Raw genomic sequence first — 26898 nt, 5'->3', positions numbered from 1 at the left:
CTGGTCTCGGCGCAACGCAAAGGAGAAAATGCGGGTTTGCAGGTTTGGTGACTTGCAGACTTGCCGGATTGCGGTCTTGAGCAAGTTGCGGCAAAGGCAAATCTCGACTTGCGCAAGTCATGATCTGCCTATTTGTAGAGTTGCCGTGTTGCCGATCTGGACAAGTTTGCAGATGCGGCAATCGATACTTGCATTCCTTGGCAATTGTGCAACGATTTATACTAGTATGATTCTCTCGTTCGCCTCATCGAAGGGCGGCGTCGGCAAGTCCACCGTCTGTGCCGCGCTCGCCGCAAAGCTGGCCCAGGATGGCGACCGCGTCCTGGTCCTCGATCTCGATCACAACCAGACCGTCGCCCGGTGGGCCAGGAAGGCCGCGCTCGCCGGTCTCGAAGCCCTCGCGGTCGTGCCCGATGCCTTCACCAAGGTGTTCCGCGAGAAGGCCGGTGCGTTCGACCACGTCCTCATCGATCTCGCCGGCACGCGCGAAGCGACGCTCCTGAAAGCCATGGCGCGCTCCGATCTCGTCATCATCCCGGCCCAGGCCTCCGAGCCGGATCTGCGCGAGGCGCTCGTCGTCATCGACGACATCCGCGACGTCGTGGAGGCTGGTGCAACGAACGTCCAGTACCGGCTGCTGCTGACCAAGCTCTTTCCCCTCCCGACACGTGTCACCGCCTTCGCGCACCGCGAGATCGCCCGCCACCGCATTGCCCGCTTTGCGACCGGCCTCGTCGAGCGGGCGCAGTACCGCGAGATGTTCCTCAATGGCAAGGCTCCGACAATGGCCGAGCCCAAGGGAAAGGCGGCAAAGGAAATCAGAGCCCTCTGCAACGAGATCGATATCATTCTCGGGCGCAAGCAAGGTGGTAAGTCGGCGCAAACGGCGGCTGGCAAGGGCAGGGCGGCATGACGGCAGCGCCTCCCGACTTCCTCGCCATCGAGATCGACGAACTCGACCTCACCCTCGATGCCCGGCTCGCCGAGACCGCCCGGCGCAAGCGCATTCCTTCCATGAGCTTTGCGCCGCCGCCCGGCACGGATGGAGCCGATACCACGACAGGTGAGGAATTGGGCGGCGGGGCGTTCGACGCCGTGGAGGCGACGATTGTTCCGACGGGCCGGACTTCAGAGAAGGAGCCTCCCCCGCTGCCGGAGCGACGTTCGAGCCGCAATTCCAGAGGGGATTCCAGTCCCGAGCCCGCCCACCGCCCCTTGGGTGAAGAGGATCGCAGGGGCGACGGACAGGAGGAGAAGGCGCGGACAGTTGCGCGGCGGCGGCCGCTCTCCCTGGAGGTGCCGGACTACCTGGCGCGGGAGCTCAAGGTCAAAGCCGCGACCGACGCCGTCACCGTGCGCTTCCTCGTCCTCAGCGCCTTGGCCAAAGCCGGATACCGCGTCGATCCCGATGAACTCGAAGAGGACGGGCGGCGGTTGAGATAGGTCGTCAGGTGTGGCGCGCCGCCGCCTGGCGGCGGAACCTGCTCTATGCGCCCGCCCTGGCCGGGAGGGCGCACCGAGCCCGGCCAGCTCAACATGCGCAAGCGATGTCGACCTCGGCGACCGGTCTCGGCCCTTGCGGGTGACGATCAGGCGCGGGAATCGAAGCTCGTCACCGGACCTGACGCAAAAAAAACTCCCCGCCCGGAGGCGGGGAGGCGGGTTCCCGGGGAATTCTCTCTAGAACGCGTAGTTGAGGCCGAGCGAATAGGTCCAGGCGTTGTCGGCGACGCCGTCGAAGTCGGCCGTCTGGTAGCGCACGAGACCGCGCAGACTGACCTCGTCGGAGAGGTTGACCGCGGCGCCCGCGCCGGCCCGAAAGCCGATCTCGCTCTCGTCCGTGTCACCGGAGCCGACGCCCGGGACGGTGGCCGTCACCTCCGCCTTGCTCCAGGAAAGACCCGCCGTGCCGATCAGCGCGACGCGGTTCTCCGTCTCGGGTAGCGGCATCAGACCCAACGCATCGAGCGTGAAGCCCTGGACCTTGACGTCGGTCGTGAAGTCGGCCGTCGCCACTGTGCCGGGCCCGACGGTCGCGCCGCTGGCGATCGCCTTGCCCTCCTCGCGGGTGCGGAAATAGCCCAGTTCGACGCCGAAGTTCTCGTGGAAGCGGTTGCCGACGTGGATGTTGAAGCCGTCGAGGCTGTCCTCGAGGATCGCATCGCCGTCGAGCGCGAGGCCGCCGCCGATGTCGTAGCTGTCGTTGTAGTCGTAGGTGGTGCGCTGCAGATCGAAGCCGATATAGGGCGCGAGCGTCATGTTCCCGGCAAGGGCCGGGTCCGACAGAACCGCCAGGCAGGCGGTGGTTGCAATGAGTTTGTACATGGAATTCTCCCTTCGAAATAAATGAATGAAATCGCAAATATGCGAACAATATAGAAAACCTAGAACAATCGAGTGGGTTGCGCAAGAAGTAATTGATCCCGAAATGAATTCGTGCGGATCGTGTTCGGCGAAGCAGCGAATTCGATCGACGACCATCCGTAGGGGAAACGGTTGGAAATTCACCCGGCGCCATGGACCCGCATTCCAGTGGCAGGGCGCCCCGGTTCGTCAGCGTGCCACCGTGCTCGGCGCCGTCAAGGCCAAGCCTGCGGTGGCGCCTACGCGCCAGCCTTCACAGCCCCTGCGCGCGATGGCGCGTCACGCGCCCGGCCGGGACGAGAAAAGCCTGCGGCGCGGCCGAACAAGAAAACCGGCGGGGCGAGGAGGGCGGAGCGGCGGGCGGTCGTCACACCGCGACGACATGGTGACGACGGCTGCCCGGCCGGCGTCAGGTGGAGCGGGTTTCGGCGAGCCTGGCCCGAACTTGACGAACCGGGCGGCCGAGCATCTTGGCCATCGTCTTTGCATCCATGCCGTGGCGCCGCATGCCATCGAGCCGCTTGAGTTCGGCGGGCTGCCAGTGGTCCGGGGCAGGGCGGGTGGCCGTGGCGCCCCGAGCACTTGGGAGAGCGGCCTGCCGGCCGGCCGAAGTGCGCTTGGCTGTGCGCCCGTTCGCAACCGTGCGAAGGCGTTGCATGGTCTCAAGTTTCGACGTCTCTGACCGACGCCTGGCGGAGCGCTCGCGAAACCCCGAGAATGCCTGGCTGTTGACCAGCGCGATGGCGCGACCCAGCATCGTCTCGATCCAGAAGATCTCAGCCCGGAGCGCCGTCTCCTCGTCGGCGTGCATCTCCAACACGACGAAGTGCGGCACGAAACCGTTCTCGATGATCTGGCGGATCACCAGCCCGGAAATCTGGTCCGTGCCTTCGAGGTGCTCGCGGCAGCGCCGGGCAAAGGCCCGTGTTTCGCCCACATAGAACGGTCGCTGCGAACGCGGGTCGATGATCGCATAGACCGTGTAGCTCATCGGCGCTCCCCCTGCCGCTTGGCGGCCGGCGCTCGCCGCGCCTCGGATCGTGCCGCAGGGCGGCTTTCCGCCGGGCGATCGGAGACGGTAAGCCGGTCCGGGCGGGACGGGCAGGCGAGGTCGCGGCCGTCGAGCGTCAGCGTATCGATCGGCTCGCCGTCGCGCTCCAGCTCCCGCTGCAAGCCATCGCGCCCGACGATCGAGAGATAGACGTTCAATTGCGCCACGCGCTCGACACCGGCGTCCTGAAGCACCGCCATGATGCGCTGCGAAAGGTCGAGCAGGGTTTCTGTTTCGAATTCTCCGGGTATTTTGAATCTCATAATTGTGTTGACATATCAGGTTTTCATAAATATATAATGCGTCTTTCTAAATCATTTTAAGGAGAAAATCAATGAATAAAACAATAAAAATCAATTCCGGCTCCGTCGTCCCGACCGACACCATCCGCTTCGTGCGCCCGATCGGCGAGGTGGAGCGCGCCCGCATCGTCGAGCGCTACGGCGAGGAGGCCGCCGGCTTCAACATCGCCATCCAGTTCGCCGACCGCTCGACCAAGCTCGCGCGCGAGACCCTCGATGCGGTCCGTGCCCAGGGCATCGGTCTCGTCAACGTCGGCGCCGAACGCTTCGTGCCGGCAACCAACATCCGCGAGGCCTCGCCCTTCACGAATGCGGATGCCGAGAAGCTGACGGGCGAGAAGGGCTATACCCTCGGCCAGACCTTCCGCTCGCGTGTCGAGACCACCGCCGGCGTCATCCTGTCGAGCGCCACGCCCGAGCAGGTCATGCAGCGCCGCGAAAAGGCCCTCGGTTCCGCCGCTGCAGGCACGGGCTCAGGTTCGAATGCAAGCGCAAATGCAAGTGGCGGTGCCCCCGCTCCCCGCACGAAATAACTCCCCCGTGCGCTCGCGTCCCATCTTCACCGAGGCCGCGATCGCCGCGTGCGAAGAGACCGATCAGCCGATCCATGCCCTCGATCCCGCAACCGGCATCCGGCTGATCTACCGCTTCGACGACGTCCGTGGCGGCGTCCTCACCTGCTACGGCGGGCCTCTCTCGCCCGATCGGACCAGCTCGCAAGCGGTCGCCATCGCCGAACTCAATGGCGTCGCAGCCGATCTCTGCGACCGGCTCGCGCACGCGTACGGCCTCCGCCGCTGACCCCCGGGCCCGGCACATCCGGCACGATGGCGCGCGCCGTTCGGCTCAGTGCGGCTTCGGTTCGTCCTCCGCCGGCCTCTCGTCTTCGGTCTCGTCGAGGTGCGTGATCATGATCTCGTCACAGACCGTGGCGAGTTCATCGAGCACCTGGCGCAATCGTTCCGAGAGTTCCTTTCCGGAAAATCGTTCGGGCATTCTGCGTTTCGTCATCCCTCGACGATACCCGATTGCGCGACGCGGCGGAAGTGTTTTTCTCCGTTTCTGGCTGGCTCCACGGCGCCGTGCCCTGCCTGCCTTCCTGCGTTCCCGTTACGGGCGAGCGCCCTTGGCGAGTTCCTCCGTTCCGATCCCCTGGCGCTGCTGCTCCGCCTCCGGCTCCTCCAAGGGCCCGCTCGGGCGGTGGGCATTGGTGCCGATGTCTGCCGCGGGGCGGGCGCGCTGCAAGGCCTGCGGCCTCGGCTTTCTGCTCCGCAGGCCGCCCTTCGCTGCGCTCGGGTTCCGCGCCCCCTCGGGACCCCGCGGCTCCGTATCGTCACGCCCACCGCGCATCGACGGGCGCAGACCAAGGAGCCGAACATGTCGAAGCAAGCCAACACGCCCCGGCGCGACCTCCACGCCGAGATCACCGCCAACCTCATTGCCGCCATCGAGGCCGGCCCCGGCGAGCCCATGATGCCCTGGCGCCGCTCGGGTCGCCCGCTCTGGCTCCCGGAGAACGCCGCGACCGGCGCCGCCTACAACGGCATCAACATCGTCAACCTCTGGGTCGCCGGCGAACGGCGCGGGTTTTCCTCTCCGCTCTGGGCGACCTATCGCCAGTGGAGCGAAATGGGCGCGCAGGTCGTCAAGGGCGCCCGCTCCGAACTCGTCGTCTTCTACAAGCAGTACGAAGCGGCCGGCGATGACACCGATGATGCCGGCGGCACGGACGGCGATGGCACCCGCGTCCGCCGTGTCGCCAAGGCCTCGCGCGTCTTCAATGTCGCCGAGGTCGAAGGCTTCGGGCCGTCGGCAGCACCCGAGCCTCTCGGCCCGATCGAGCGGATCGAAGCGGCCGACCGCTTCATCACCGCCTGCCGCATCGCAATCCGCCACGGCGGCGAGCGCGCCTACTACGCTCCGGCGAGCGACCACATCCAGATGCCCGAGGAGGCCCTCTTCTGCGGCACCGACACCATGAGCCGGGACGAGGGGTATTATGCGACGCTCCTCCACGAGCTGACGCACGCGACGGCGCATGCATCGCGCTGCGACCGCGACCTCTCAGGCCGCTTCGGCAAGGAGGCCTATGCCGCGGAAGAACTCGTCGCCGAGATCGGAGCCGCCATCCTCTGCGCCGAGATCGGCGTCACCGAGGACATCCGGCCCGACCACGCCCAGTACCTCGCCCACTGGCTGCGGCTCATGAAGGCCGACGACCGCGCCATCTTCACCGCAGCCGCCAGGGCGAGCCAGGCCGTCGCATGGCTCAAGGGCAGGCAGGGTGAGGCGTGAGCCATAAGACTGGCGCCGCCCCGGCGGCGCCATTTCACATCGTGCGCTCGACCGAGGGAGCGATAGCGCCGTAGGCAGACAGATCGGGACCGCCACAGCTCGATCACTGCACGGCCAACAAGGCGAGCCGGCGCTAAACGAGCTGGCGCCGGATTTCTGGTGCAGTGACCATCCGTGTCAGTGCCTCGTCGGATGCCTGTCCGCCTGCTCGAATATCTGGAGGGCGTGAGGAGCGGCTGTGAGCGGGTGCAACATGATCGGTGCACCGGATCAACGCGATTGACCCCTTGCAGACCTCGCGGTCCCGACGCATCATGCGGTCAGCGAACGTCGAGACTGTGACATAAGAGACATTGCTGACGGCGCGGCGCGAGTCGCAAGCGAGGGTATTGCCGTTACGGTGAATGGAAAGGCGCGCTCTCCCGAGACAAGAAATTCTAATCAGAATTTTGTCCTCGCGCCTAAATCGCACTCAAAGTAACGGAATGAATGCTTGCCATCTTTGTTTTTACATGAGGATTGGCCAGTGCCGTCGACGCGCGAAACCGTCCATTCACATCGCCCACCGGCCACGTTTGTGAATTCGAAACGCACTACACCACTACTTACGTCCCCAGATACCTCGCTGCCGTCATAGATTATTTTACCCAAATTTGGGGTGAAAGAGATCAGTTTGGGCACACCATCTGAGTGCTTGCACTCGAGCACGACCGGCCGGTCGACTGTTTCCCACCATGATGCCGGAATTAGATCATGCAAAACCAACAAAATCGGAAGGCCCAGTACTGCGCCCCAAAAACACATCCAAACGACTGATCCAAGAAAATTCTTCATGCGTCCCCGCAGATCATCCGGCAAGACCTTCAAGTCATCAAACTATGCCACCGCGATCAATCTTAGCCGGAATAACCGTGTCGCAATCAGTACATACATGGCCAAGGCTCTGAAGTCCGCTCCTCACGCCCTGCTGACTATCCCTCGCACCGCTGTGCATGTCCAAAGTGTTTCCGGAATTGGCCCATCACGCCGTTGCTGCTCTGCACAACAGTCCCACTCGCCCACGTCCGCTCCTTGTCACACGCCACGCGGCGCTTCGCTTGGACCGTTGCTAAACGACGGCGTGTTCCGAGGTCGGCTCGGGCTAGGATACAGCCCAAGCGCAACACCCGACCCAGTGCGCATCGCCGGTCGCAGTATTGCAGGTCCGCGTCAACGCTTCCAGGGCGCCGGTCCAAGTTCGAGACGGTTGGTCAGGCGCCCCCTGCCAACCTTCCTGACGGCTCGCTTTCCGTAAGATAAATTATCACACCGTGCGCGGACGATCTGGTTGGGCCCCTGTTCAGTGGGCTTGGATCGTCTCGTCTCAGCACCGAGGCACCCGCGATCGCTGTGCAATTGCTGGTGCCGCTCAACATCAGCGGACTCGGTGACCTGCTTCTCGAGAAATTCGTCGCCGGAGGCCGGTCACGAGGCTGACCGATGCGTCATCCCCGTTCGCCGTCATGACGGGGGGTGGTCACGCGACCTCTGAGCGTGACCGCCTCGTTCGGGGCCCTCGACCTCTATATCAACCGACTGGTTGGTCCTGTGGGTGTCCGCAGGGCGTCAGTGCCGCACCTGGCAGACGCCGCGCACCGCTTGGCCTAAACGCCGACCATCCGTGTTAGCCCGCCGCGGCGCGGTCCACTGATTCCGACGAAACTGCGCAGGAAAATGTTAGCCCGGTGTTAGCCAGAGGGGTGTTCGTGTACGCTCCAATATCGGTCAACCCATTGAAATCATTGGTGAGCGGGGTGGGGATCGAACCCACGACCATCTGATTAAAAGTCAGATGCTCTACCACTGAGCTACCCGCCCGCCAGCGGGCACGCATTGGCGCCACATGCTCCGGCAGGGCGCTAGTAACGGACTTCGCCGCCGGTGTCCACGCCAGAGGGCGCTCGCCCGCCTCCAGGCGCTCGATGAGCGCCAAGAGGCCGATGTTCGTGGAGCGCGGCCGGTCGGTCTCGCCGCTCCATCACTATTCCGCCGCGACGGGCAGGGCCAGCTGCCCGCCCGTTGCCGCCAGCTCACCTTGTGGCGGGGCGCTGGGCAATCCGATCGCGGGGATCGCCGCGCGCAGGCGCTCGTGCAGGTCGAAGATCGGCAATTCGATATCGGACAGCGGGCCCGGGGTGTAGCCGGCCGTCGCCAGCCCCGCCTGGACACGCTCGGAGAGCGCCTTGTCCTCTACGGCAACCTGACGGTTGATGCGCATGTTGAGATAACGCAAGAGGCGCTCCTCGCGCGTCTCGTCGCGCCGCTTGAAAATCGGATAGCGGAGCATGCAGGTCTCGGCCGTCAAGGGCAGAATCTGGAAGATGTCGGCACTGTCCGGGTAGACGTCGACGCCCATGTTGGGGGGCATGGTGAAGAAGGTCCAGGTCGAGCGCTGCTTTTCACCGAGGCGATCGGCGAGGGCGCGCGGCGCCAGGTGCTGGTACATGCGCTCGGTCGGATAGATGGAGGCCTCGCGGGCGAGCACACTCTCGCTGCCGGCCACGCCTTCCTCGTTCATGAAACCGAGGAGGTCGCTGTCGAGCATGCGATCATAGCCTGGGTGGCCGAGCGGGATGTGGTAATTCTCGAGATTGTTCTCGACCGCCGTCTTCCAATTGCAGTTCCAGACCTCGGTCATCGTTTCGCCGGCCGGCTCCATGTCCTCGATCCGATAGGGCCGCAGCAGGTCGCCATAGTCGCCCCACATCTCGGCGACGGACGGGCCACCGGCCTCGAAACGCACGAAGACGAGGCCGAGGAAGACCTCGATCTCGATCTCGAGCAGGCCCAGCTTGCCGCGGTCGAGACCGGGGATCGTCGGACGCTCGGGTACGCCGGCGAGACGGCCGTCGAAGTCGTAGGTCCAGCCGTGATAGGGGCACTGGATCAGATGCTTGCAGGAGCCCCGGCCATCGAGGAGCCGCGTGCCGCGATGCCGGCAGACGTTCTTGAAGGCGCGAAGCTCGCCCGCGCGGTCGCGCACGACGATGGCGCTGTCGCGCAGCATGTCGAGGGTCGCGTACTGGCCGGGCGCGGCAACCTCGCTCGCGTGGCAGACGAACTGCCAGGAGCGCAGGAAGACGTTGGTGTATTCGAGCTCCTGCAACTCGTCGCTCCGGTACGTCCAGGCGGCGAGGCCATAACGGGGTGCTTCTTCGGCCCGGCTCGTGGTGGGGCGCTCATTGGTCGAACTCGGCATGGTGTCTACTCGCGGGATGGGACCGGGTGGCCACGCGCGCGGCCAACGCTGCCTCGAACGGGGTCGATGGCAACCGAATGGTCATTCAATCTTCGAATGAACGTATAGCAGTTCTCACCCGCCCTGGCAACCTGGGCGCCAATAAAGGGGCGCTTGCGGCTCCCGGACGCGGCGAAGCCGGCGGGCTTGCGAGCCCGTATCGAATGCCTGTTTCATTGCGGATCGAAGAGTGGGAGCGTGGCACCCGGGCCGGCGGGTGGGGGTGTCAGAGCATGCTGACGGCATCCCCGTGGGCGAGGCGCGCGACGATGCGCGGAACGCCGGTCGTTGCCTGAATGTCAACCAGTTCGCCGGCGCCGAAGCTCGACAGGAGAGCGGCGAGGCGATCCGGCTCGGGGTGATGGAGGGTGAGGCCCAGGAAGTCGAGGCCGGTGGGCGCCATGCGGCGCGACGGGTGGGGTCCCTCGGGCCACTCGATCACCGTCGGAACGAGACCATCCTCGAGCAGACGCCCGTCCGCGCGCACGGCGATGCGCCAATGCAACTCGCCGCGCGACATCGCGATCGGTGTGCCGAGGAGGCCGCCCGACGCCCTGACGGTCGTCTCGATATCGGGCGTACGCACGACCCAGTGCGAAAGGCGCGGCCCCTCGCCCGAGAGGCGGGCAAGGTGGCCGGGATCATCGAAGGAGAACCAGCGGGCGATACCGGGAGGCGGGGGGGCGGCTTCGGGATCGAGCGCGATGACCTCGAGGTAGGTGTCGGGCGGGGAAGAAAACGCGGCAACCGCGTTGTGGGTGCCCATGCGGGCATGGCGACCGCCGGCGGGCACCTCGATGCCGAGCCGCGCGCCGACGAAGGCGCGGCCCGCCGCGAGGTCGGCTGCCGCAACGACGATGTGGTCGAGTTCGAGGGCCATGCGTCGGCCCTCCTCAGGCCTTCTGGAGGACGTAGCTGCCCGGGGCGTCCTCGATAGGAGGATAATCGGGGCTTCCGACCTCGCGCGCCGGAACCTCGGCGCCGGAATGCGCGGCCAGCCAGGCGTACCAATCCGGCCACCAGGAGCCGGGGGTCTCCTTGGTGCCGAGGGCGAGCCAGTCGTCGAGCGTGGCGGCGGCGCTGACGGGCGCGCCGGTCCAGTACTGGTACTTGAGCTTTGCCGGCGGATTGACGACCCCAGCGATGTGACCGGAGCCGGCGAGGACGAAGCGGACGTCGCCACCGAGGTGGCGCGCACCGGTAAAGACTGAGCGGGCGGGCGCGATATGGTCCTCCCGGGTGGCGAGTTCGTAGACCGGCAGTTTCACCTTGGCGAGATCGAGCCGCTCGCCCTCGAAGAGCATCTCGCCCGAGGTCAGCCGGTTGCCCTGGTAGAACTCGCGCAGGTAGAAGGCGTGGTTGCGCTTGGGCATGCGCGTCGAATCCTGGTTCCAGAACAGGAGGTCGAACGGGAACGGCTTCTTTCCGAGGAGGTAATTGTTGACGAAGTAGGGCCAGATCAGATCGCGCGGGCGCAGCATGTTGAAGGCCTGGGCCATGCGCGAGCCCTCGAGATAGCCTTTCTCCTCCATCATCTCCTCGACGGCGTCGATCTGGACGTCGTCGACGAAGACGAGGAGGTCGCCTGCGTTCTCGAAATCGAGCTGGGTCGTGAGGAACGTGGCGGTGCGGAACGGCTCTTCGCCGCGCGCGGCGAGCCAGGCGAGCGTGGTGCCGAGCAGCGTGCCGCCGACACAGTAGCCGAGAACGTGCGACTGCGGCGAGCCGGTGATCTCGGCCGCGACGTCCGCGGCAGCGAGTACGCCCTCGTACATGTATTCCGGAAAGCCCTTGTCGGCATGCTCCGGGCCGGGGTTCACCCAGGACACCACGAAGACCGTGAAGCCGGCATCGAGCGCATGCTTTATGAAGGACTTGTCCGGCGTCAGATCGAGGATGTAAAATTTGTTGATCCACGGCGGCACGACGAGGATCGGAACGTCGTGCACGGTGGCGGTGCGCGGCGCGTACTGGATGAGCTGCATCACGTCGTTCTGATAGACCACGGAGCCCTTGGTCGTCGCGAGGTTCTCGCCGACGCGGAAGGCTTCGGTGTCGGTCTGGGAGATCCTCAGCATGTCACCGGAGCGCTCGAGATCGCGCAGCAGGTGCTCCATTCCCCGGGCGAGGTTCTCGCCGTTCGAGCGGATGGTCTCGCGCACGACCTCGGGGTTGGTGAACGGGAAATTCGAGGGCGAGAGCGCCGAAGCGGCCTGGCGGAGATAGAAATTCGCGCGCTGGCGGGTGCGATCGTCGATGCCGTCGGCTTCGGCCACCACCTCTTCGGCCCAGCGTGTCGTGGCCAGGTACGACTGTTTCCAGAAGTCGAAATAGGGGTTCTCGGACCACTCCGTATCACGAAAGCGATTGTCGCCAGCCTCCGGCTGAACGACGGATCGAGCCTCCCCACCCATGAGTCGCTTCAGCTGGTTGCTCCAGAGATCGGAGTAGGTGCGCATGAGGCTGGCCTGGGCGGCCGCGACCTTGGCGGGATCGGCGAGCCAATGGCTGACGACCTCGCCGATCGCCTGGGTGGCGACGTTGATGTCGCTCACCTGCTGGCGAGCGTTCTTGGCCGGGGAGGAATGCTCGATGATGGTGGCGAGCGCGCGCGTGCCCTCCTCCATGGTGCGGGCGAGATTTATGGCGAACTCCTCGAGGTCGGTGATCTGCGGAGGTGGTGTGCCCTCCGGCTTGTGCTTTTTCTCACCGGCGTCGGCGCTGGCACGTGTGGTATCGGCGCGGGGCGGCGGCGCTTGCTCGCTCGCTCCGGCGGCCGGCTTGTCCGCCTCCTCGCGCGCATTCTCGTCGGCGCGCTGCCTGGATCGCTTGCGACCCGTGCCCGCCGCTGCCTTCGGAGGGACGCCAACGGCGTCCTTGTCGTGCTTCTTCTGCATGGCTCGACTCTAATCGTGGCGGTCGGAATGCCTCGGCCGCACACGATGCGACCTCGGACGGGCGCAATGACGATGGCGGTATGGACGGGCTGGAACGGCGAACGCACGCGTCAGCGGCCGCGACTGAACCGCCACCCGAGCGACAGACACCGCCTAAGGCCGTTCGCGCCCGTGTGCAATCCGCCTTACGACCACCACCATCCTACCATCGTGATTCCCCATGTGGTATGACAATCGCGCGCTCGGAGAGATTCGCCATGGCGGACGGGAAACATGCTGAATGCGCGCGCGGCCCCGCCGTGCGGCCGTCCGCCAATGGGCGTCGGAAGGTTCCGGCCAGCCGGATCGCGGCTGCGGTCGGCGTCGTGATCGCGGTCGGAATTGGCGTTTCGGCCTGCTCGGAGGGTGTTCGATATCCGAGTATCGCGGACATCAGCCCGATCACGATCCCGGTTCTGACGCCGAGCCAGCAGGCCAAGGCCGTGAGTGAACTCGAGGCGATCCGCGAGACGCACGGCAGCCAGACCGTCAAGGCGATCAGCGCTCCCAGTTCGTGACGCGCGCGCCGGTGTCCTGCGCGATCGATCCCGCGCATGGGCGCCGGTTCGAGGCACTTCGACAAACACAATATTGCGCTCGCGCTCGCGGTCGGTTCGCGGCATAAGGCTCGCCGAGTGAGTGGTGGTCGGCGCTGCGACCCGCTGCGGTCAGCGGTCCTATGGACCGTGACGAGGCGCCGGGCGAAGTACGCGGCGTCAATCTCTGTGAGGAACCGGGGCAGGCAAATGACGACACCGTTGCGGATCGGTATCGCAGGGCTCGGCACTGTCGGGGGCGGCGTGCTTTCGCTGCTCGGTGCGCACGCAGAACGGATCAACGCGCACCTGCCACGCCCGATCACGGTCACGGCCGTCAGCGCGCGCCAGCGCGGGCGCAATCGCGGCGTCGCCATCGACAGCTATCGCTGGTTCGACGATCCGGTGGCGTTGGCCGAATCCGACGAAGTCGACCTCTTCGTCGAATTGATCGGGGGTGAGGATGGACCGGCCCGTGCCTCGGTGGAGGCGGCGATCGGGCGCGGTAAGCCGGTCGTCACGGCGAACAAGGCGCTGCTCGCCCACCACGGCACGCGACTTGCCAGGCTTGCCGAGGCCGCCGGCACGACGATCAAGTTCGAGGCGGCGGTGGCGGGCGGCATCCCGATCGTCAAGACGATGCGTGAGAGCCTGCAAGGCAACACCATCCGCCGCGTCTACGGCATCCTCAACGGGACCTGCAACTTCATCCTGACGGCGATGGCGGAGGAAGGGCGCGACTTCGCGGAAGTGCTCGCCGAAGCGCAGGCGCGCGGCTATGCCGAGGCCGACCCGACCTTCGACATCGGTGGCTTCGATGCCGCTCACAAGCTGGCGCTGCTCACCTCGCTCGCGTTCGGCACCAAGCCCGCGATCGGTGAGGTCTACATCGAGGGCATCGAGAACATCGAGCGCGCCGACATGGAGGCGGCGGCCGAGCTCGGCTATGCGATCAAGCTGCTCGGGGTCGCGCTCGCGACCGAGCATGGGATCGAGCAGCGGGTGCACCCGACGATGGTTGCGCGCGGTTCGGCGATCGCCGGTGTCAACGGGGTTTCGAACTGTGTGGCCGTGGAGGGTGACCGCGTCGGACACATCATGCTGGTCGGTGCGGGGGCAGGGGCGGGGCCGACGGCCTCGTCCGTCGTCAGCGACATCCTCGACGTCGCGCGCGGCGATCAGAGCCCGGTGTTCGTGATCCCGGCGGCCGAACTCAAGGACATCGAGCGGGCCGGCATGAAGGCGCACGAGGGAGCCTACTTCGTCAGGCTCGCCGTCTACGACCGGATCGGCGCGTTCGCCGCCATCGCGACGCGCATGGCCGAGCAGCGCGTCTCGCTCGAGAGCATCGTGCAGCGCCGTGGCGGCAGTGCGGGGGGCGGCAAGCCGCAGGGCGATGGCGTGCCGATGGCCTCCGTCGTGCTGATTACCCACCGCACGACGGAGCGCGCCATTCGCGAGGCCTTGGCGGCAATCGAAACGGATGGTCATTTGAACGGGCGGCCACAATTGATTCGCATCGAGGATTTCTGAGCCGGGGCGGCCGTGACAGCGCGCGAAGGCGGCGATCGACTGGTGGACCGGGAAGGGGCTGACGCCGGACGGCGTGAAGGCGAGCGGCGGAGCGGGGGAGCTTGAAATGGCTATCGAGGCGACTTTGAACCGATCGCTGACACTCGAGATCGTCAGAGTGACGGAGCAGGCAGCGATCGCGGCGGCGCGGCTTCGCGGGCGGGGCGACGAGAAGGCCGCCGACCAGGCCGCCGTCGATGCCATGCGGCGCGAGCTGAACCGGCTGGCGATCAGCGGGCGCATCGTGATCGGTGAGGGCGAGCGCGACGAGGCGCCGATGCTCTACATCGGTGAAGAGGTCGGCGCGGGCGGGCCACGGGTCGACATCGCCGTCGATCCGCTCGAAGGCACGACGATCTGCGCCAAGGCGCTGCCGAACGCTCTCGCGGTCGTTGCCGTGGCACCAGAGGGCACGCTGCTGCACGCGCCGGACATCTACATGGACAAGATTGCCGTCGGGCCCGGCTACCCGGACGGGATCGTCGATCTCGACCGCACGCCGGGCGAGAACCTTTCCGCCATTGCCAAAGCCAAGGGCGTTGCGGTCGCCGACCTCACGGCCTGCATCCTCGATCGGCCACGCCATGCCCAGCTCATTGCGGCAGTGCGCGAGGCCGGGGCTGCCGTGCGCCTCATCGGTGACGGCGACATCGCGGGCGTCATCCAGACCACGGACCCGGCGGAAACGGGCATCGACATCTATTTCGGCATCGACGGGGCGCCGGAGGGGGTCCTGGCGGCAGCGGCGCTGCGGTGCATCGGCGGTCAGATCCAGACGCGCCTCGTTCCCATGAAGGACGATGATATCGTGCGTGCCCACAAGATCGGCATCGCCGACATCAAACGCAAATACACGCGCGACGAACTCGCGCTCGGCGATGTGATCTTCTCGGCGACCGGCGTCACGGACGGCTCGATGCTTTCGGGCGTGCGCTTCGGCACCGGCGTCATCGAGACCGAGACGATCGTGATGCGCTCGGCCACGGGCACCGTCCGGCGCATCTCGGCGCGGCACCGGATCGTGTCGGCGAGCTGACCGGGCGGCGGCCGGTCGACGCGAAACTGGTGGGAAGCCGGCCCTGGGGGTCGCCGAGGCCCTGCAAAGCGAGCACACTCCGGGGCGTCGATTCCCCGGGGGCACGCCATGACCGAAACAGCCACCCTCACCCAATCGCCGGACAGTGGGGCCGGTCCGGCCGAGCGTCGTCTCTTCCTTGGCGTTCGTCGCTCCGCGCGTGGGCTCTCCTGGTACGACCGCCTGGCGCCCGGAAGGGGCGCGCTGGCGACGGCGATCGCGCAACGCCACGATGTGCCCGAGCTGCTCGGCCGGCTGCTCGCGGCCCGCGACGTCGGGATCGACGAGGTGCCGGGGTTCCTCGATCCGCGGCTGCGCGATCTGCTGCCCGATCCCAAGGGCCTCCAGGACATGGGAAGGGGCGCCGAACGCCTCGCAACGGCCATCGAGAAGGGGGAACGGGTCGCGATTTTCGGAGACTACGATGTCGACGGGGCGACCTCCTCGGCGCTGCTGGCGCGGTTTCTCGCCGCGCACGACATCCGCTCGCGGATCTACATTCCGGACCGGCTCTTCGAGGGCTATGGCCCCAATCCCGAAGCGATCGCCTCGCTCATCGATGAAGGTGCCCAACTGATCGTCACGGTCGACTGCGGCACGGCGAGCCATGGTCCGCTCGCGGTGGCTCGCGAACGTGGGGTCGACGTCGTCGTCATCGATCATCATCAGGCGGACGCCGAGTTGCCGGAGGTCGCCGCACTGATCAACCCCAACCGCCAGGACGATCTCAGCGGCATGGGGCATCTCTGCGCCGTCGGCGTGGTCTTTCTGACGCTCGTTGCGACCACAAAGGCGCTGCGTGAACGCGGCCACTATCGTGCACGCCCGGAGCCGAGCCTGCTTGGCTGGCTCGATCTGGTGGCGCTCGGGACGGTGTGCGACGTGGTGCCGCTCGAGGGGCTCAACCGTGCCTTCGTCGTGCAGGGCTTGCAGGTGATGCGCCAGCGCCGGAACCTCGGACTGCGGGCCCTCGCCGACGCTGCCGGGCTCGCGGCCGCGCCGACGCCCTATCATCTCGGCTACGTGCTCGGGCCGCGCATCAACGCCGGCGGACGGATCGGCAATTCGGCGCTCGGGGCAACGCTGCTGATCTCGGAGGACGACGCGGAAAGCCAGCGCATCGCCGAAACGCTCGACCGGCTCAACCGGGAGCGAAAGACCATGGAGACCGAGATCCTCGAGGCCGCGCGCGCGGCTGGCGAGGCGCAGGTGGCCGATGATCCGGATCGGCCCATCATCATCGCGGGCTCCCGGGACTGGCACAAGGGCCTCGTCGGCCTCGTCGCCAGCCGGCTGACGGAGCAGTTCGGCCGACCGTCGCTGGTGATCGCCTGGGGCGAGAACGGCGAGGGAACCGGCTCGCTTCGCTCCATCCGTGGGTGCGACATCGGCGCGGCGGTGCGCCAGGCGGCGGCCGAGGGCGTGATCGTCAAGGGGGGTGGCCATGCCATGGCGGCGGGCCTGACGGTCGCCGAGGCGCGGCTCGGCGCGCTCGAGGGTTTCCTGCGGGCCCGACTCGCTGGTGTGGTGCGCGATGCACGGGCGGTCGCCGGCCTCGGCGTGGACGGCGCGCTCTCGCCCGGGGCGGCAACGCCCGCGCTGGTGACGCTGATCGAGAAGGCCGGGCCTTACGGTGCCGGCAATCCGAGCCCGAGGTTCGTCTTCCCGGCGCAGCGCGTGCGGGCGGTCAAGGTGGTTGGCGAAGCGCATCTGCGCTGCACGCTCGAGGGCGGCGACGGCAGTCGCATCAACGCCATCGCGTTTCGGGCGGCCGGTACCGCGATCGGCGACATGCTGCAGGCGTCCGACGGCATGCCGGTGCACGTTGCCGGGGCCTTGAAGCGCGATACCTGGGGTGGGCGCGAACGAATCGATCTCACCATCGACGACGTCGCCGATCCGCGCCTACAGGAGCAAGGCTGACCTCTGCCGAGACCCGTGAAGTGGCGCCGGTACGAGCCGCGGGTCGAAGCATCGCCCGAAGTCCTTGCGCGGCGCTGCGATCGTCTCTATACCGCTTGCGCGCCGCCCCCTTCGTCTAGTGGTCAGGACGCCAGATTTTCATTCTGGAAACAGGGGTTCGATTCCCCTAGGGGGTACCAAGCCATGCCGGGCCGATGATGCCCGTTGCGCCATGGTGGGGTGGCCGGTCCGCGCCCGAGGGCGCCGAGGACGGGCCCGGGTGAGACGCTAGACAATCGCCGATCCATCGAATGGCCGAAGCCCGCCGGTCGCGGGGGTGCCCCTTGCGGCCCTGCGCCGCCGCGAGCACCACCGCAGGGCGGGAGCGCGGATGCCCCACCGGATGCGACATCCGGCGCGCCAGCCGGCGTTGGCGCGATGGATGTTCGCAGCGGTCTTGCAGCCAGACGGAGCCCAGACGCCGCGGCCGGAGCAGGCGCAGGAAAAAATTCCCACTCCTACCACGTGCCTGTGTTGGGCATCGACGTCCACGGTTCGCAGGGCGTGAGGCTGTCGCCTTTCTGCAGCAATTCTATCGAGATGCCGTCGGGGGAGCGAATGAACGCCATGTGTCCGTCGCGCGGAGGGCGGTTGATCGTCACACCGGCCGCCATGAGGCGTGCGCAGGTCGCGTGGATGTCGTCGACGAGGAAGGCGAGATGACCGAAATTGCGCCCGCCCCGGTACTCCTCGGGATCCCAATTGTAGGTCAACTCGAGGAGCGGCGCCCGATCGGCCAGCGCGCGTTCCTTGTCGGCGGGGGCGGCGAGAAAAATCAGCGTGAAGCGGCCCTGCTGGCTCTCGTAGCGGCGGACCTCCTCGAGGCCGAGCTTGTTGCAGTAGAAGTCGAGGGACTGCGCGATATCGCTGATCCGCACCATCGTGTGCAGGTACTTCATCTTTGCACCTCAATTCGTCGAATGATCGGTCTTGGCGGTGGACTGTGGTGGCTCGGCAACGCCAACCGACACCGGGTGGTCGACGTTCGAACTCCGTTCCGGATACTCCACAGCCCCGCCAATGGGAAGCAGGCCGGCGACCTGGCGCTTGTCCCCGCGAAAAGCATCACTGTGGCAGAAGCTTACCAGGCGACCTGAAAATCGGTCGACGACCTTTTCCCCCGCATGCCGGCCGGTTGTTCCGCCCGATCCGAGGGGTGGCTTGAGATGTCCGGGCCGCCGGGGCAGTGTGCCGCTCAAGACGAGGCCGGTGCGGCGGGTGTGAAACCCTCGACCGCGGCGACGGGAAGGCCGGTTGCGGCGCCCCGTGCTGTTACAGAATTGCCACACACCCGAGGAAAGGCGTTGTGGCACCAAGTGGGATTTGGCCTGCTCGAAAGCTCCGGATTGGACCGGGAAAGTGGGCTGCCGAGGTGCTCGGCGGACCGGAACGGGACGTGGATGTCCATGGGACGTTCGAGGAGCGATCGGGGAAGGGGCAAGAAATGTGGTTCTCGCGGGGGCTATGAATGGTATTCTCGATTCGACGGCTTACTGATTCTGTCCCCAGTGGTGAGGGCCACTCTGGAGATGAGCGATCGGACAGGCCGGGGACTGTGGAAGTGATGCATTCGAGTGCGGGGGAATTTTGAGATGGATAGGTTTCCACCCGAGAAGAGGCCAGAAGGCACACCTGCCGAACAGCGTGATGCGAAGTCGGAAGCAGGTGGCGAGGCCGGTGTGGACGTGTTTGAAGTCGTAGGCCACATAAAGTGGTTCGATGCGAGTAAAGGATTCGGGTTCGTGGTTCCCGAGAACGGTATGCCAGACGTGCTGCTGCACGTGACCTGCCTCAGGGCGGGAGGCTATCAGACGGCCTACGAAGGGGCTCGGGTTCACTGCCAGGTCTTGAAGCGCCAGCGCGGCTTGCAAGCCTTCCGCATCCTCAACATGGACGAGTCGACGGCCGTTCATCCCTCCGAGATCCAGGCGCGCACGCACGTCAGTGTCGAGCCGGAGAGCGACTGGGAACGCTGCCAGGTGAAGTGGTTCAACCGCATCTCCGGCTTCGGATTCCTGACGCGGGGAGAAGGCACGGAGGATATCTTCGTGCACATGGAGACCTTGCGCAAGTACGGTTTTACTGAACTCCGCCCGGGACAGTGGGTGCTGTGCCGCCACGGTCGGGGCCCCAAGGGTGCGATGGCGGCTGAGCTTCGCCCGGACAGCGAAGCCGGTTATCGTTCGCCGCACTGAACGTGTCGACGATGCGCCATCGCGGAATTGATCGGAGGGCCGTGCAAGCGGCCCTCTTTCGTTTGGTGCAGTTCGTCATTTTCGTCGCTTCGCCGACTCTTGCCATGGCCGCCAGCAACACTCTGCCGCGCGAGGCGGTCGTGATCGAAACCGCCAGCGGCCCCGTGTCTTTCGAGGCAGAGATCGCGCGCACCCCGAGCGAGCAGGCCAAGGGGCTGATGTTCCGGCAGTCGCTCGGGGAACGTGAAGGCATGCTGTTCGTCTACCCGCGTCAGGTGGCCAGCATGTGGATGAAAAATACTTATATCTCACTCGACATGCTGTTCATCGACGAACACGGCCGCATCGTGCGCATCGCGCGCGAGACGGAGCCATTCTCGGCCGCCATCATCACTTCGGGCACGCCGGTGACCGGAGTGCTCGAGATCGGTGGGGGGCTGGCGCGTCGGCTCGGAATTGCCGTCGGTGATCGCGTTCGACATCCTCATTTCCCGGAGCCCTGATGCGCCCTAGCGCCGGTCGGCGAGCCGCTACGGCGGTCGCTCCCCGTGTCGCCGATGCCGACTGCCGGAGGGCGTGGCTTGACGCTGTTGCGGGTTGGCGTCAGAAGGATACAGGTTCGGGGTATAGCTCAGCCTGGTAGAGCACCGGCTTTGGGAGCCGGGGGTCGAGTGTTCGAATCACTCTGCCCCGACCATCGTGCATGATCGCTCGGTGTCGAGCGCCCGACATCGTGAGCGGACCAGAAGCCGCGCCCCACGACCTCCTCATTGCCCCTCGGGATCGGGAAGTTCCAGCGCGTATTCGGCGATCCCTTTCGGTGTGTCGATCAATCCGGTCTCAGCCAGAAAGCGCGCGAAACGCTCGTAGCGGGTCACGTCGAGCGCCCGAGGGCGCAGAGCGAAACGGCGGAGCGTGTCGCGCCAAGCCCGCCGGTTCAATTCGTCGTCGAGGTCGGGGTGGGTCGCAACGAAGCTCGTCCAGGCCCGATCCGGGTCGTTGATGAGATCGACGGTCGCGGCCTCGAGCGCGGAGAGGAAGCGTGGCAGGCGGGGATCGTCGAGGCGGGCACTGTTGGCAACCACAATCAGCTCGTCATAGAGGGGAACGCCGTGCTCTTCCGGGTAGAAGGCGCGCCCCGGGCGGCCGACGATGTCCATCTGGTTCAGTTCGAAATTGCGAAATGCGCCGATCACGGCGTCGACCTGCCCCGCGATGATCGAGGGCGAGAGGGAAAAGTTGACGTTGACGAGACGGACGGATTCGAGGGCCAGACCGTGCGAGGCCAGCATCCGCCCGAGGATCGCGTCCTCGAAGCCGCCGATGGAAAAGCCGACCGTGCGGCCCTCGAGGTCGGCGATCGATGCGATCGGACCGTCGGCGAGCACCACGAGGCAGTTGAGGGGGGTGGCAACGAGAGTGGCGATCCGCTTCAGCGGCAGGCCGGCGTGCACCTGCAGATGCAACTGCGGCTGATAGGACACGGCAAGGTCGGCGTGACCGGCGGCCACCAGTTTCGGCGGATCGTTTGGATCGCTCGGCGCCACGAGTTCGACGTCGAGGCCGGCGCGAGCGAAGTGGCCGTGCTCGCGGGCGACGATGAGGGTTGCGTGGTCAGGGTTGACGAACCAGTCGAGGAGGACGGTGAGCCGCTCTGCCGCGATCGCGCGCGGAGAGGCGAAAGCAAGGGCGAGGGCGAAGGCGAGGGGTGCGAGGAGGCCGCGGGCGAGAGCGAGCATAGGTTCATGTCTCCTTGTTCGGCAGCCAGTGGAGGAGGCGGCGGGTTGCGAGGGTGACGACGGCGTGGAGCGTGAGCGTCATCAGGACGAGGATGAAAAGAGCGGCAAACAAGGTGGCGGTGTCGACGCGCTGGTTGGCGCGCAACATGAGGAAGCCGAGCCCCTCTGCCGCGCCGACCCATTCCCCGACGATGGCGCCGATGGGAGCGGAAACCGCGGCGAGCCGCAAACCGACCGCGATGGTCGCAAGGGCGGTCGGCAGGACGATGAGGAGGAAGGTGCCGAGGGGACGGGCGCGCATCAGGCGGGCCTGGTCGAGCAGTCGGTCCGGCACTCCGGAGAGGCCGGCGAGCGTGGCGAGGGTCACTGGAAAGAAAACGATGAGGGTTGCCATGGCGATCTTCGGGGCGAGGCCGTAGCCGAGCCAGGTGACGAGCAGCGGCGCGATGGCGAATACCGGGAGCGCCTGGGCGACGGCCAGGGCGGGCATGAGCCGGCTGCCGAGGGCCGGCAGGCGCCAGCAGGCAATGCCCGTGGCGAAGCCGATGAGCGTGCCGAGAAGAAGCGCGAGTACGATCTCGAGGGCGGTGATCGAGGCGTGGTGAAGAAACAGGCCGGGACGCTCGAAGAGGCGGGCGATCACCTCGCCGGGTGCCGGCACGATGTAGTGGGGGATGCGGAACAGGCGGATGGCCAGCCACCAGATCAATAGGGCGCCCGCGACATGGAGCAGCGTTCGCAGCATTGTTCGTCCCGCCGCTCTCATAGGCGAGCCGCCGACTGTGGCCTGTCGGCATGGTGCGCGCGAGGTGAGGCGGGGGAGGCAGGTTCCCCGGTGAGCATCCGCTGCCAGAGGTCGTCCAATGTCACTCCCGGCTCGAGCGTGACAATGCGCGCGGGCGTGCCCTCGAGCAGCACGATGCGCTCGCCGAGGCGCAAGGCTTCGTCGGGATCGTGCGTGACGATGACGAGGGTTCGGCCGGTGCTCTCGGCAGCGACCAAATCCTGCATGCGCCGCCGCGTTATGGCATCGAGGGAGGTGAAAGGTTCGTCGAGGAGGAGAAGGTCTGCCTGCTCGTAGAGCGCGCGGGCGAGGGAGACGCGCTGGCGCATGCCGCCGGACAGCGTTTCGGGTGGGGCGGCCGCGACCTCGGAAAGACCAATGCGCCGCAACAATTCATCGCGTCGGCGGTGGTTGATCGGCACGCCGCGAAGGCGCGCGCCAATGGAAATGTTGCCCGCGACGTCGAGCCACGGCAGGAGGCTGGCGCTCTGCTCCATGAGCGCGATGCGCGCGTGGCCGTCGCGCCCATGCTCGATCGCCCAGCCGGTGATATCGAGGAGCCCTGCAAGGGCGCGCAGCAGCGTCGACTTGCCCGACCCGCTCGGCCCGAGGATCGCGGTCCGCCGGCCATGCGCGATGGTGAGCCGGCCTGGAGCGAAAAGCCGGGCGCCATAATGCCGCGCGCGGATGGCTTCATCTGTGCGGAATTCGAGTGTCGTGACGGCGCCGGGTGGCTCTGCGACGTCGGTTGCGCGGCTCGCCGGCGCCGATGACGATCCGCCCTCCGGGACCGAGCGGATGGCGCGCGTCAGCATTGAATCTCGTTCGTGCATGTCCCATCCCTTCGCCGGCATGACCCGGATCAGGTTCGAAGGGTGGTTGGCCGGCTCGGGCGGGCGTGCCGCCGTTCAGGCCAATCTCAGCCGGCTGCCGCCGGCCCCCCTTGGTGCGGGGCACGATGCGCCAATCGGGCGGGCAACGCAAGCGCCGAGCGGCACCTCGCGGTTGATCCGGATCGCGCCGCTACCGGCATGGAGGACGGCACGGCGGACCGGGTCCCTTCAAGCAACCGTGTGCGGTCGTGACGTGCGATGGCGGAGCGCCACTGCTATCGTGGTTCGAACGCCCGTCAGCAATGGAGTGGACGAAGAATGGTTCGTGTGGATCGCCTCTCATCTTCGGTGTTCGTGTTGCTCGCGGCCCTGTTGGTTGTGTCGTTGTCGGTTGCGATACCGGCGAGGGCGGCAAAGACCAGCGATCGCGCCGACGGGCTGAGCCCCGAGATGGTCCACGGGCTCCAACTTTTTTCCCCCATCGAGGCCAGCAGCCGACAGGCGGTCGACTACTTCGCCGAGCGCTCCGGCAAGGACGCGGTGCCGGTGCTGATCCTGGCACTGCGGTTCGTCTCGGAGACGCAGCCGGCAATCATCGATCTCCTGCGCAAGCTGACCGGTGAGACCACGCTGCGCTCCTGGGACGAGTGGATGGTCTGGCAGGAGGCCAATCCGATCGCGGAGTATCGGCCCTTCGACGGGTTCGACCACATCAGCATGGCGGTTCATGCGAGTGTCGATCCGGCCCTTTCCGTGTTCGTCTACCCGGGCGTGCGACACGAGATCCGCCTCGAGGAGATCACCTGGGGCGGCGTGGTCAAGGACGGCATACCGCCGCTCACCAATCCGAAGCGGATCGCCGGAGCCGACGCCGATTTCATGAGCGATGACGAACTCGTCTTCGGAATTGCGATCAATGGCGACGCCCGCGCCTACCCGTTCCGAATGATGGACTGGCACGAGATGTTCAACGATGTGGTCGGCGGCGTGCCGGTCAGCCTTGCCTATTGCACGCTGTGCGGCTCCGGTATCCTTTTCGAGACGACGGTCGAAGGGCGGGAAAAGCCATTCGTGTTCGGATCGTCCGGCTTCCTCTTTCGGTCCAACAAGCTGATGTACGACGAGGCCACGCACTCTCTCTGGAATCAATTCACGGGCAGGCCGGTGGTCGGGCCGCTCACCGGTTCGGGGATCGAATTGAAGACACGTCCCGTGGTGATCGGCCGCTGGGCGGACTGGAAGCGTGATCACCCCGCAACGACGGTGCTCTCGCTCGAGACGGGATACCGGCGCGACTATTCGCCCGGGGCGGCTTATGGCACCTACTTTGCGTCCGACAAGTTGATGTTCCCGGCGAGCGTGGAGGATGCGCGCCTCAAGCCCAAGGACTACGTCTTCGCGCTGCGCTCGTCCGGCGCGGAGAAGGCCTGGCCATTGCGTCTCTTCGAGCGCCGGCCCGTGCTCAACGACGTTGCCGGGATCGTGTCGCTGACGCTGGTCGGCGATGCGGCGACGCGCACCGTGCGTGCTTATCGGACCGACGGACGGGAATTCTCGGCGGCCGGCGCAGCGCAACGTGGCGGACCGACAATTCTGAGCGATCCGGAGGGAATCCATTGGCGCGTGACGGAGGAAGCTCTCGTTGCGCCGGACGGCAAGAGCTTTCATCGCCTTCCGGGCCACGTCGCCTACTGGTTCGCCTGGAGCGGCTACCTCGGAAAGAGCGGTGAGCTGGCCAGCGAGTGAGAGCGGGCGGCGTCGGACCGACGGGGAGCAAGATCGTCAGCGTGGCGCACCGCCTCCGGCAGGGAGCGTTGCGGCGCCCGGTGCGCGGTGCGGTGGCCCGAGCAACCGGTGGCGCAGGAGCGCCATGAGCGGCTTTTCGATCGCAAGGTGGTAGACCAGTCCCGCCGCAACCGAGACGGCGATGGCGACGGTCATGGCGACCAGCCAACCGTCGAGGATCGGCACCTTCGCGCAGAGCCGCGAGGTCACCGAGACGATCGGGTTGTGCAGGAGATAGATCGCATAGGACGCGTTGCCGAGGAGGATGAGTACCGACGGAGCGCCGAGGCGTCCGGCAAGCTCGGCGCTCGTTGCCCCGACCATGATGAACGCAACGGCGAGGCCGAAGACGACACGCACCTCGAGGCCCGCGCCGAGCCACCACCAGAGGGTGAGAATGGCAGCTCCGATCAGGACGTAGAGGGCGGGAGGAAGGCGGCGCGCGCCGTTCGCGACCCAAAGGGCGGCGGCGACACCGAACAGGAACTCGAGGTTGATGGCGCCGAGAAAGAACCGCGCCGGGATCGCCTCGGCCGCCCCAGCGTACCAGGATGCCACGATCAATCCCGCCCAGACGAGGCAGCCGGCAACGAGACGACCGGAAAAGAAGAGAAACGCAAAGAGCACATAGAAAATGAGTTCGTGCTGCAGCGTCCAGGCGACGGAGAGGGCCGGAGGACTCGCCGTCGGAAGGAGAAAGAGGGAGGAGAGCCAGCCCCAGTCGCGCGGCGCGCCGGAAAGCCCCGGTGCGAGCGTGTAGATCGCCACCATCGCGAGCCCGATCGGCAAGTAGGGGGCGAAAATCCGGATCAGCCGGCCTTCGAGGAACCTTATGCCCTCGGGCACCGTGCGCTGCCTCATCCGGCTGGCATGGGTGATGACGAAGCCGGAGAGGACGAAAAAGAAATCGACGCCGAGCTCGCCCAAGCGCGCCACGGCATCGAGCGTTGCCGGCAATGGCGCAACGAAGGCGGCCGTGCCGAGTGCGGCGTGAAAGACCACGACGGCGAGCGCGGCGATGGCGCGGCCCGCCTGCAGTGTCGTCAGGGTCGCGGTTCGCTCGGCTGCCAAGGCCATCCCTCCGCCCCGCCCGCCAAGGGCGCGCCAAGTGACCGCTGCCGGTGCAACCGGTCACTGTTGCGAGCCGCGATGCCTGCCCCGGTGGTCACGCGGGTCACCCGCCGAGCTTTCCCGGATTCGCCGGTCCATGCACCACGTTGGCGAGGCTCTCCCCCACCAGATAGCGCTCGAGATTGGCAGCGAAGAAATCGGCGAACTCGACCTGCCAGCCGTTGATCATGTCGGCGCAGTGGGGTGTCGCAAAGAGATTGGGCGTGGTCCAAAGCGGGCTGTTGGCGGGCAGTGGTTCCTCCTCGAACACGTCGAGGTATGCCGCCCGCAAATGCCCGCTGGCCAGCGCGGCAAGGAGGGCCGAGGTTTCCACGCAGCCGCCGCGCGCGGTGTTCACGAGAACTGTGCCGCGCTTCATGAGGGCGATCGTTCGCGCGTTCATCAGGTGGCGCGTGCGGTCGTTGAGGCGGACGTGCAGGGAGACGTAATCGGCACGTGGAAGCAGGTCGTCGAGCGCGTCCGTGCCATGCACCTCGTCGCAGTGCGGGTGCGGTGCCGGGTGTGCGCGTGTCGCCAGGACCTTCATGCCGAGCGCCTTGGCGTTGTGGGCCACCCAACCGCCGATCGCTCCGAGCCCGACGACGAGCAGCGTCTGGCCGGCGAGCGGGCGAAACCCGAGCGGGCGCCAGTCGCCGGTCAGCTGCTGGTCGCGGTAGTCGAAGAACTTGCCGTTGATGGCGAGAATGGCGCCGGTCACCGTCTCGGAGAGATGGCGCGCGAGGACGCCGGCGCAGTTGCAGACGGTGACGTCGGGGCGGGCGAAGGGCAGCATGTGGTCGTAGCCGGAGCCACCGACCTGAAAGAAGCGCACACTCGGTTGCTCGGAGACGATGCGCTGACCGGCCTTCGTGAAGCCCTGGTCGCCGATGCCGAAACCGAATTCGGCGGGTGCTTCGGCGAGGCGCGCTGTGAGTTCGTCGGGCGTTGCGGCGAGGCGGAAGACGATATCGGGAAAGCGGTCTCGGAGACGGTCGATGTAGAGTTCCGGCTCCTTGTCGATGATGATGGCGTTGCGCATCGTGTTCCTCGCGATCGTCCTTCACTCGCCACGTGCTCCGGGC

24 protein-coding genes, 3 tRNA genes and 1 riboswitch are annotated in these 26898 nt (G+C 66.5%); of the genes, 14 read left to right on the top strand and 13 right to left on the bottom strand.

Annotated elements, in window-relative coordinates; genetic code table 11:
- The first annotated feature begins 28 nt into the window (after positions 1 to 28).
- Both GC150_07340 and GC150_07335 read left to right on the top strand, forming a co-directional pair.
- Positions 29 to 913, top strand: coding sequence for an AAA family ATPase (locus GC150_07340; GenBank protein ID MBI1384706.1), 885 nt, complete (start codon positions 29 to 31; stop codon positions 911 to 913).
- Positions 910 to 1443, top strand: coding sequence for a hypothetical protein (locus GC150_07335; protein ID MBI1384705.1), 534 nt, complete (start codon positions 910 to 912; stop codon positions 1441 to 1443). Before GC150_07340 ends, GC150_07335 begins: the two co-directional genes overlap by 4 nt.
- 237 nt (positions 1444 to 1680) lie before the next feature.
- Here GC150_07335 and GC150_07330 read toward each other — a convergent pair whose 3' ends face one another.
- The 3 genes from GC150_07330 to GC150_07320 all read right to left on the bottom strand — a co-directional run bounded on the left by GC150_07330 (position 1681) and on the right by GC150_07320 (position 3678).
- Positions 1681 to 2481, bottom strand: coding sequence for an outer membrane beta-barrel protein (locus tag GC150_07330; GenBank protein ID MBI1384704.1), 801 nt, complete (start codon positions 2479 to 2481; stop codon positions 1681 to 1683).
- Positions 2482 to 2773: 292 nt separating this feature from the next.
- Positions 2774 to 3355 (bottom strand): hypothetical protein, encoded by a 582-nt coding sequence (locus GC150_07325; GenBank protein ID MBI1384703.1) that lies wholly within the window; start codon positions 3353 to 3355, stop codon positions 2774 to 2776.
- Positions 3352 to 3678, bottom strand: coding sequence for a hypothetical protein (locus GC150_07320; GenBank protein MBI1384702.1), 327 nt, complete (start codon positions 3676 to 3678; stop codon positions 3352 to 3354). Before GC150_07320 ends, GC150_07325 begins: the two co-directional genes overlap by 4 nt.
- Before the next feature lie 71 nt (positions 3679 to 3749).
- Here GC150_07320 and GC150_07315 point away from each other — a divergent pair, with 71 nt between their 5' ends.
- The 3 genes from GC150_07315 to GC150_07305 all read left to right on the top strand — a co-directional run bounded on the left by GC150_07315 (position 3750) and on the right by GC150_07305 (position 6012).
- Positions 3750 to 4250, top strand: a complete 501-nt coding sequence (locus GC150_07315) for a hypothetical protein (GenBank protein MBI1384701.1) — start codon at positions 3750 to 3752, stop codon at positions 4248 to 4250.
- A 7-nt stretch (positions 4251 to 4257) separates the two neighbouring features.
- Entirely contained in the window at positions 4258 to 4518 is a 261-nt protein-coding gene (locus GC150_07310; protein ID MBI1384700.1) for a hypothetical protein, read from the top strand.
- Between the two features lie 576 nt (positions 4519 to 5094).
- Complete coding sequence (locus GC150_07305; GenBank protein MBI1384699.1) at positions 5095 to 6012, top strand: DUF1738 domain-containing protein; 918 nt, start codon at positions 5095 to 5097, stop codon at positions 6010 to 6012.
- 1782 nt (positions 6013 to 7794) lie between these two features.
- On the opposite strand, the gene GC150_07300 is transcribed toward GC150_07305, so the two are convergent.
- The 4 genes from GC150_07300 to phaC form a co-directional block, all read right to left on the bottom strand.
- Positions 7795 to 7869, bottom strand: a tRNA-Lys gene (locus GC150_07300).
- Positions 7870 to 8032: 163 nt separating this feature from the next.
- A complete protein-coding gene (locus GC150_07295) occupies positions 8033 to 9250 on the bottom strand; it encodes a Rieske 2Fe-2S domain-containing protein (protein MBI1384698.1) in 1218 nt (405 codons plus the stop codon).
- Between the two features lie 265 nt (positions 9251 to 9515).
- Positions 9516 to 10169, bottom strand: coding sequence for a VOC family protein (locus tag GC150_07290; protein MBI1384697.1), 654 nt, complete (start codon positions 10167 to 10169; stop codon positions 9516 to 9518).
- Between the two features lie 13 nt (positions 10170 to 10182).
- On the bottom strand, positions 10183 to 11916 hold the full coding sequence (gene phaC / locus GC150_07285; GenBank protein ID MBI1384696.1) for a class I poly(R)-hydroxyalkanoic acid synthase: 1734 nt from the start codon (positions 11914 to 11916) through the stop codon (positions 10183 to 10185).
- A 527-nt stretch (positions 11917 to 12443) separates the two neighbouring features.
- Between phaC and GC150_07280 the strand changes: the two genes are divergently transcribed.
- The 5 genes from GC150_07280 (at position 12444) to GC150_07260 (ending at position 17510) form a co-directional block, all read left to right on the top strand.
- Positions 12444 to 12743: a hypothetical protein gene (locus tag GC150_07280; GenBank protein MBI1384695.1), complete on the top strand. Its 300-nt coding sequence runs from the start codon at positions 12444 to 12446 to the stop codon at positions 12741 to 12743.
- A gap of 228 nt (positions 12744 to 12971) precedes the next feature.
- Positions 12972 to 14294, top strand: coding sequence for a homoserine dehydrogenase (locus GC150_07275; GenBank protein ID MBI1384694.1), 1323 nt, complete (start codon positions 12972 to 12974; stop codon positions 14292 to 14294).
- 106 nt (positions 14295 to 14400) lie between these two features.
- A complete protein-coding gene (glpX, locus tag GC150_07270) occupies positions 14401 to 15369 on the top strand; it encodes a class II fructose-bisphosphatase (protein ID MBI1384693.1) in 969 nt (322 codons plus the stop codon).
- 108 nt (positions 15370 to 15477) lie between these two features.
- Positions 15478 to 17331, top strand: a complete 1854-nt coding sequence (gene recJ, locus GC150_07265) for a single-stranded-DNA-specific exonuclease RecJ (GenBank protein ID MBI1384692.1) — start codon at positions 15478 to 15480, stop codon at positions 17329 to 17331.
- 104 nt (positions 17332 to 17435) lie between these two features.
- Positions 17436 to 17510: transfer RNA gene (locus GC150_07260), tRNA-Glu, on the top strand.
- 318 nt (positions 17511 to 17828) lie between these two features.
- Here GC150_07260 and GC150_07255 read toward each other — a convergent pair.
- Positions 17829 to 18269, bottom strand: coding sequence for a lactoylglutathione lyase (locus GC150_07255; GenBank protein MBI1384691.1), 441 nt, complete (start codon positions 18267 to 18269; stop codon positions 17829 to 17831).
- 693 nt (positions 18270 to 18962) lie between these two features.
- Between GC150_07255 and GC150_07250 the strand changes: the two genes are divergently transcribed.
- The 3 genes from GC150_07250 (at position 18963) to GC150_07240 (ending at position 20262) form a co-directional block, all read left to right on the top strand.
- Positions 18963 to 19565, top strand: a complete 603-nt coding sequence (locus GC150_07250) for a cold-shock protein (GenBank protein MBI1384690.1) — start codon at positions 18963 to 18965, stop codon at positions 19563 to 19565.
- A gap of 104 nt (positions 19566 to 19669) precedes the next feature.
- Positions 19670 to 20068, top strand: a complete 399-nt coding sequence (locus tag GC150_07245) for a DUF192 domain-containing protein (protein ID MBI1384689.1) — start codon at positions 19670 to 19672, stop codon at positions 20066 to 20068.
- Positions 20069 to 20185: 117 nt separating this feature from the next.
- A tRNA-Pro gene (locus GC150_07240) sits at positions 20186 to 20262 on the top strand.
- Between the two features lie 70 nt (positions 20263 to 20332).
- On the opposite strand, the gene GC150_07235 is transcribed toward GC150_07240, so the two are convergent.
- From GC150_07235 to GC150_07225, 3 genes are all read right to left on the bottom strand, one after another.
- A complete protein-coding gene (locus GC150_07235; GenBank protein ID MBI1384688.1) occupies positions 20333 to 21304 on the bottom strand; it encodes an ABC transporter ATP-binding protein in 972 nt (323 codons plus the stop codon).
- A 4-nt stretch (positions 21305 to 21308) separates the two neighbouring features.
- Positions 21309 to 22070 (bottom strand): ABC transporter permease subunit, encoded by a 762-nt coding sequence (locus GC150_07230; GenBank protein ID MBI1384687.1) that lies wholly within the window; start codon positions 22068 to 22070, stop codon positions 21309 to 21311.
- The gene (locus GC150_07225) at positions 22067 to 22942 is read right to left on the bottom strand and encodes an ATP-binding cassette domain-containing protein (GenBank protein ID MBI1384686.1); all 876 of its coding nucleotides are present in this window, start codon (positions 22940 to 22942) and stop codon (positions 22067 to 22069) included. The genes GC150_07230 and GC150_07225 overlap by 4 nt, the downstream gene beginning before the upstream one ends.
- Positions 22911 to 23042: riboswitch (TPP riboswitch) on the bottom strand. Its footprint overlaps the gene before it by 32 nt.
- A 137-nt stretch (positions 23043 to 23179) precedes the next feature.
- Here GC150_07225 and GC150_07220 point away from each other — a divergent pair.
- Complete coding sequence (locus tag GC150_07220) at positions 23180 to 24667, top strand: DUF3179 domain-containing protein (protein ID MBI1384685.1); 1488 nt, start codon at positions 23180 to 23182, stop codon at positions 24665 to 24667.
- A gap of 36 nt (positions 24668 to 24703) precedes the next feature.
- Here GC150_07220 and GC150_07215 read toward each other — a convergent pair whose 3' ends face one another.
- On the bottom strand, positions 24704 to 25783 hold the full coding sequence (locus GC150_07215) for an acyltransferase family protein (protein ID MBI1384684.1): 1080 nt from the start codon (positions 25781 to 25783) through the stop codon (positions 24704 to 24706).
- Between the two features lie 97 nt (positions 25784 to 25880).
- Entirely contained in the window at positions 25881 to 26855 is a 975-nt protein-coding gene (locus tag GC150_07210; GenBank protein ID MBI1384683.1) for a D-2-hydroxyacid dehydrogenase, read from the bottom strand.
- Positions 26856 to 26898: the final 43 nt, after the last annotated feature.

This window comes from Hyphomicrobiales bacterium, assembly GCA_016125495.1.
GTDB lineage: Bacteria > Pseudomonadota > Alphaproteobacteria > Rhizobiales > RI-29 > RI-29.
Note: the sequence above shows the minus strand (reverse complement) of the source record. Positions and strands in the feature narration are given on the sequence as shown.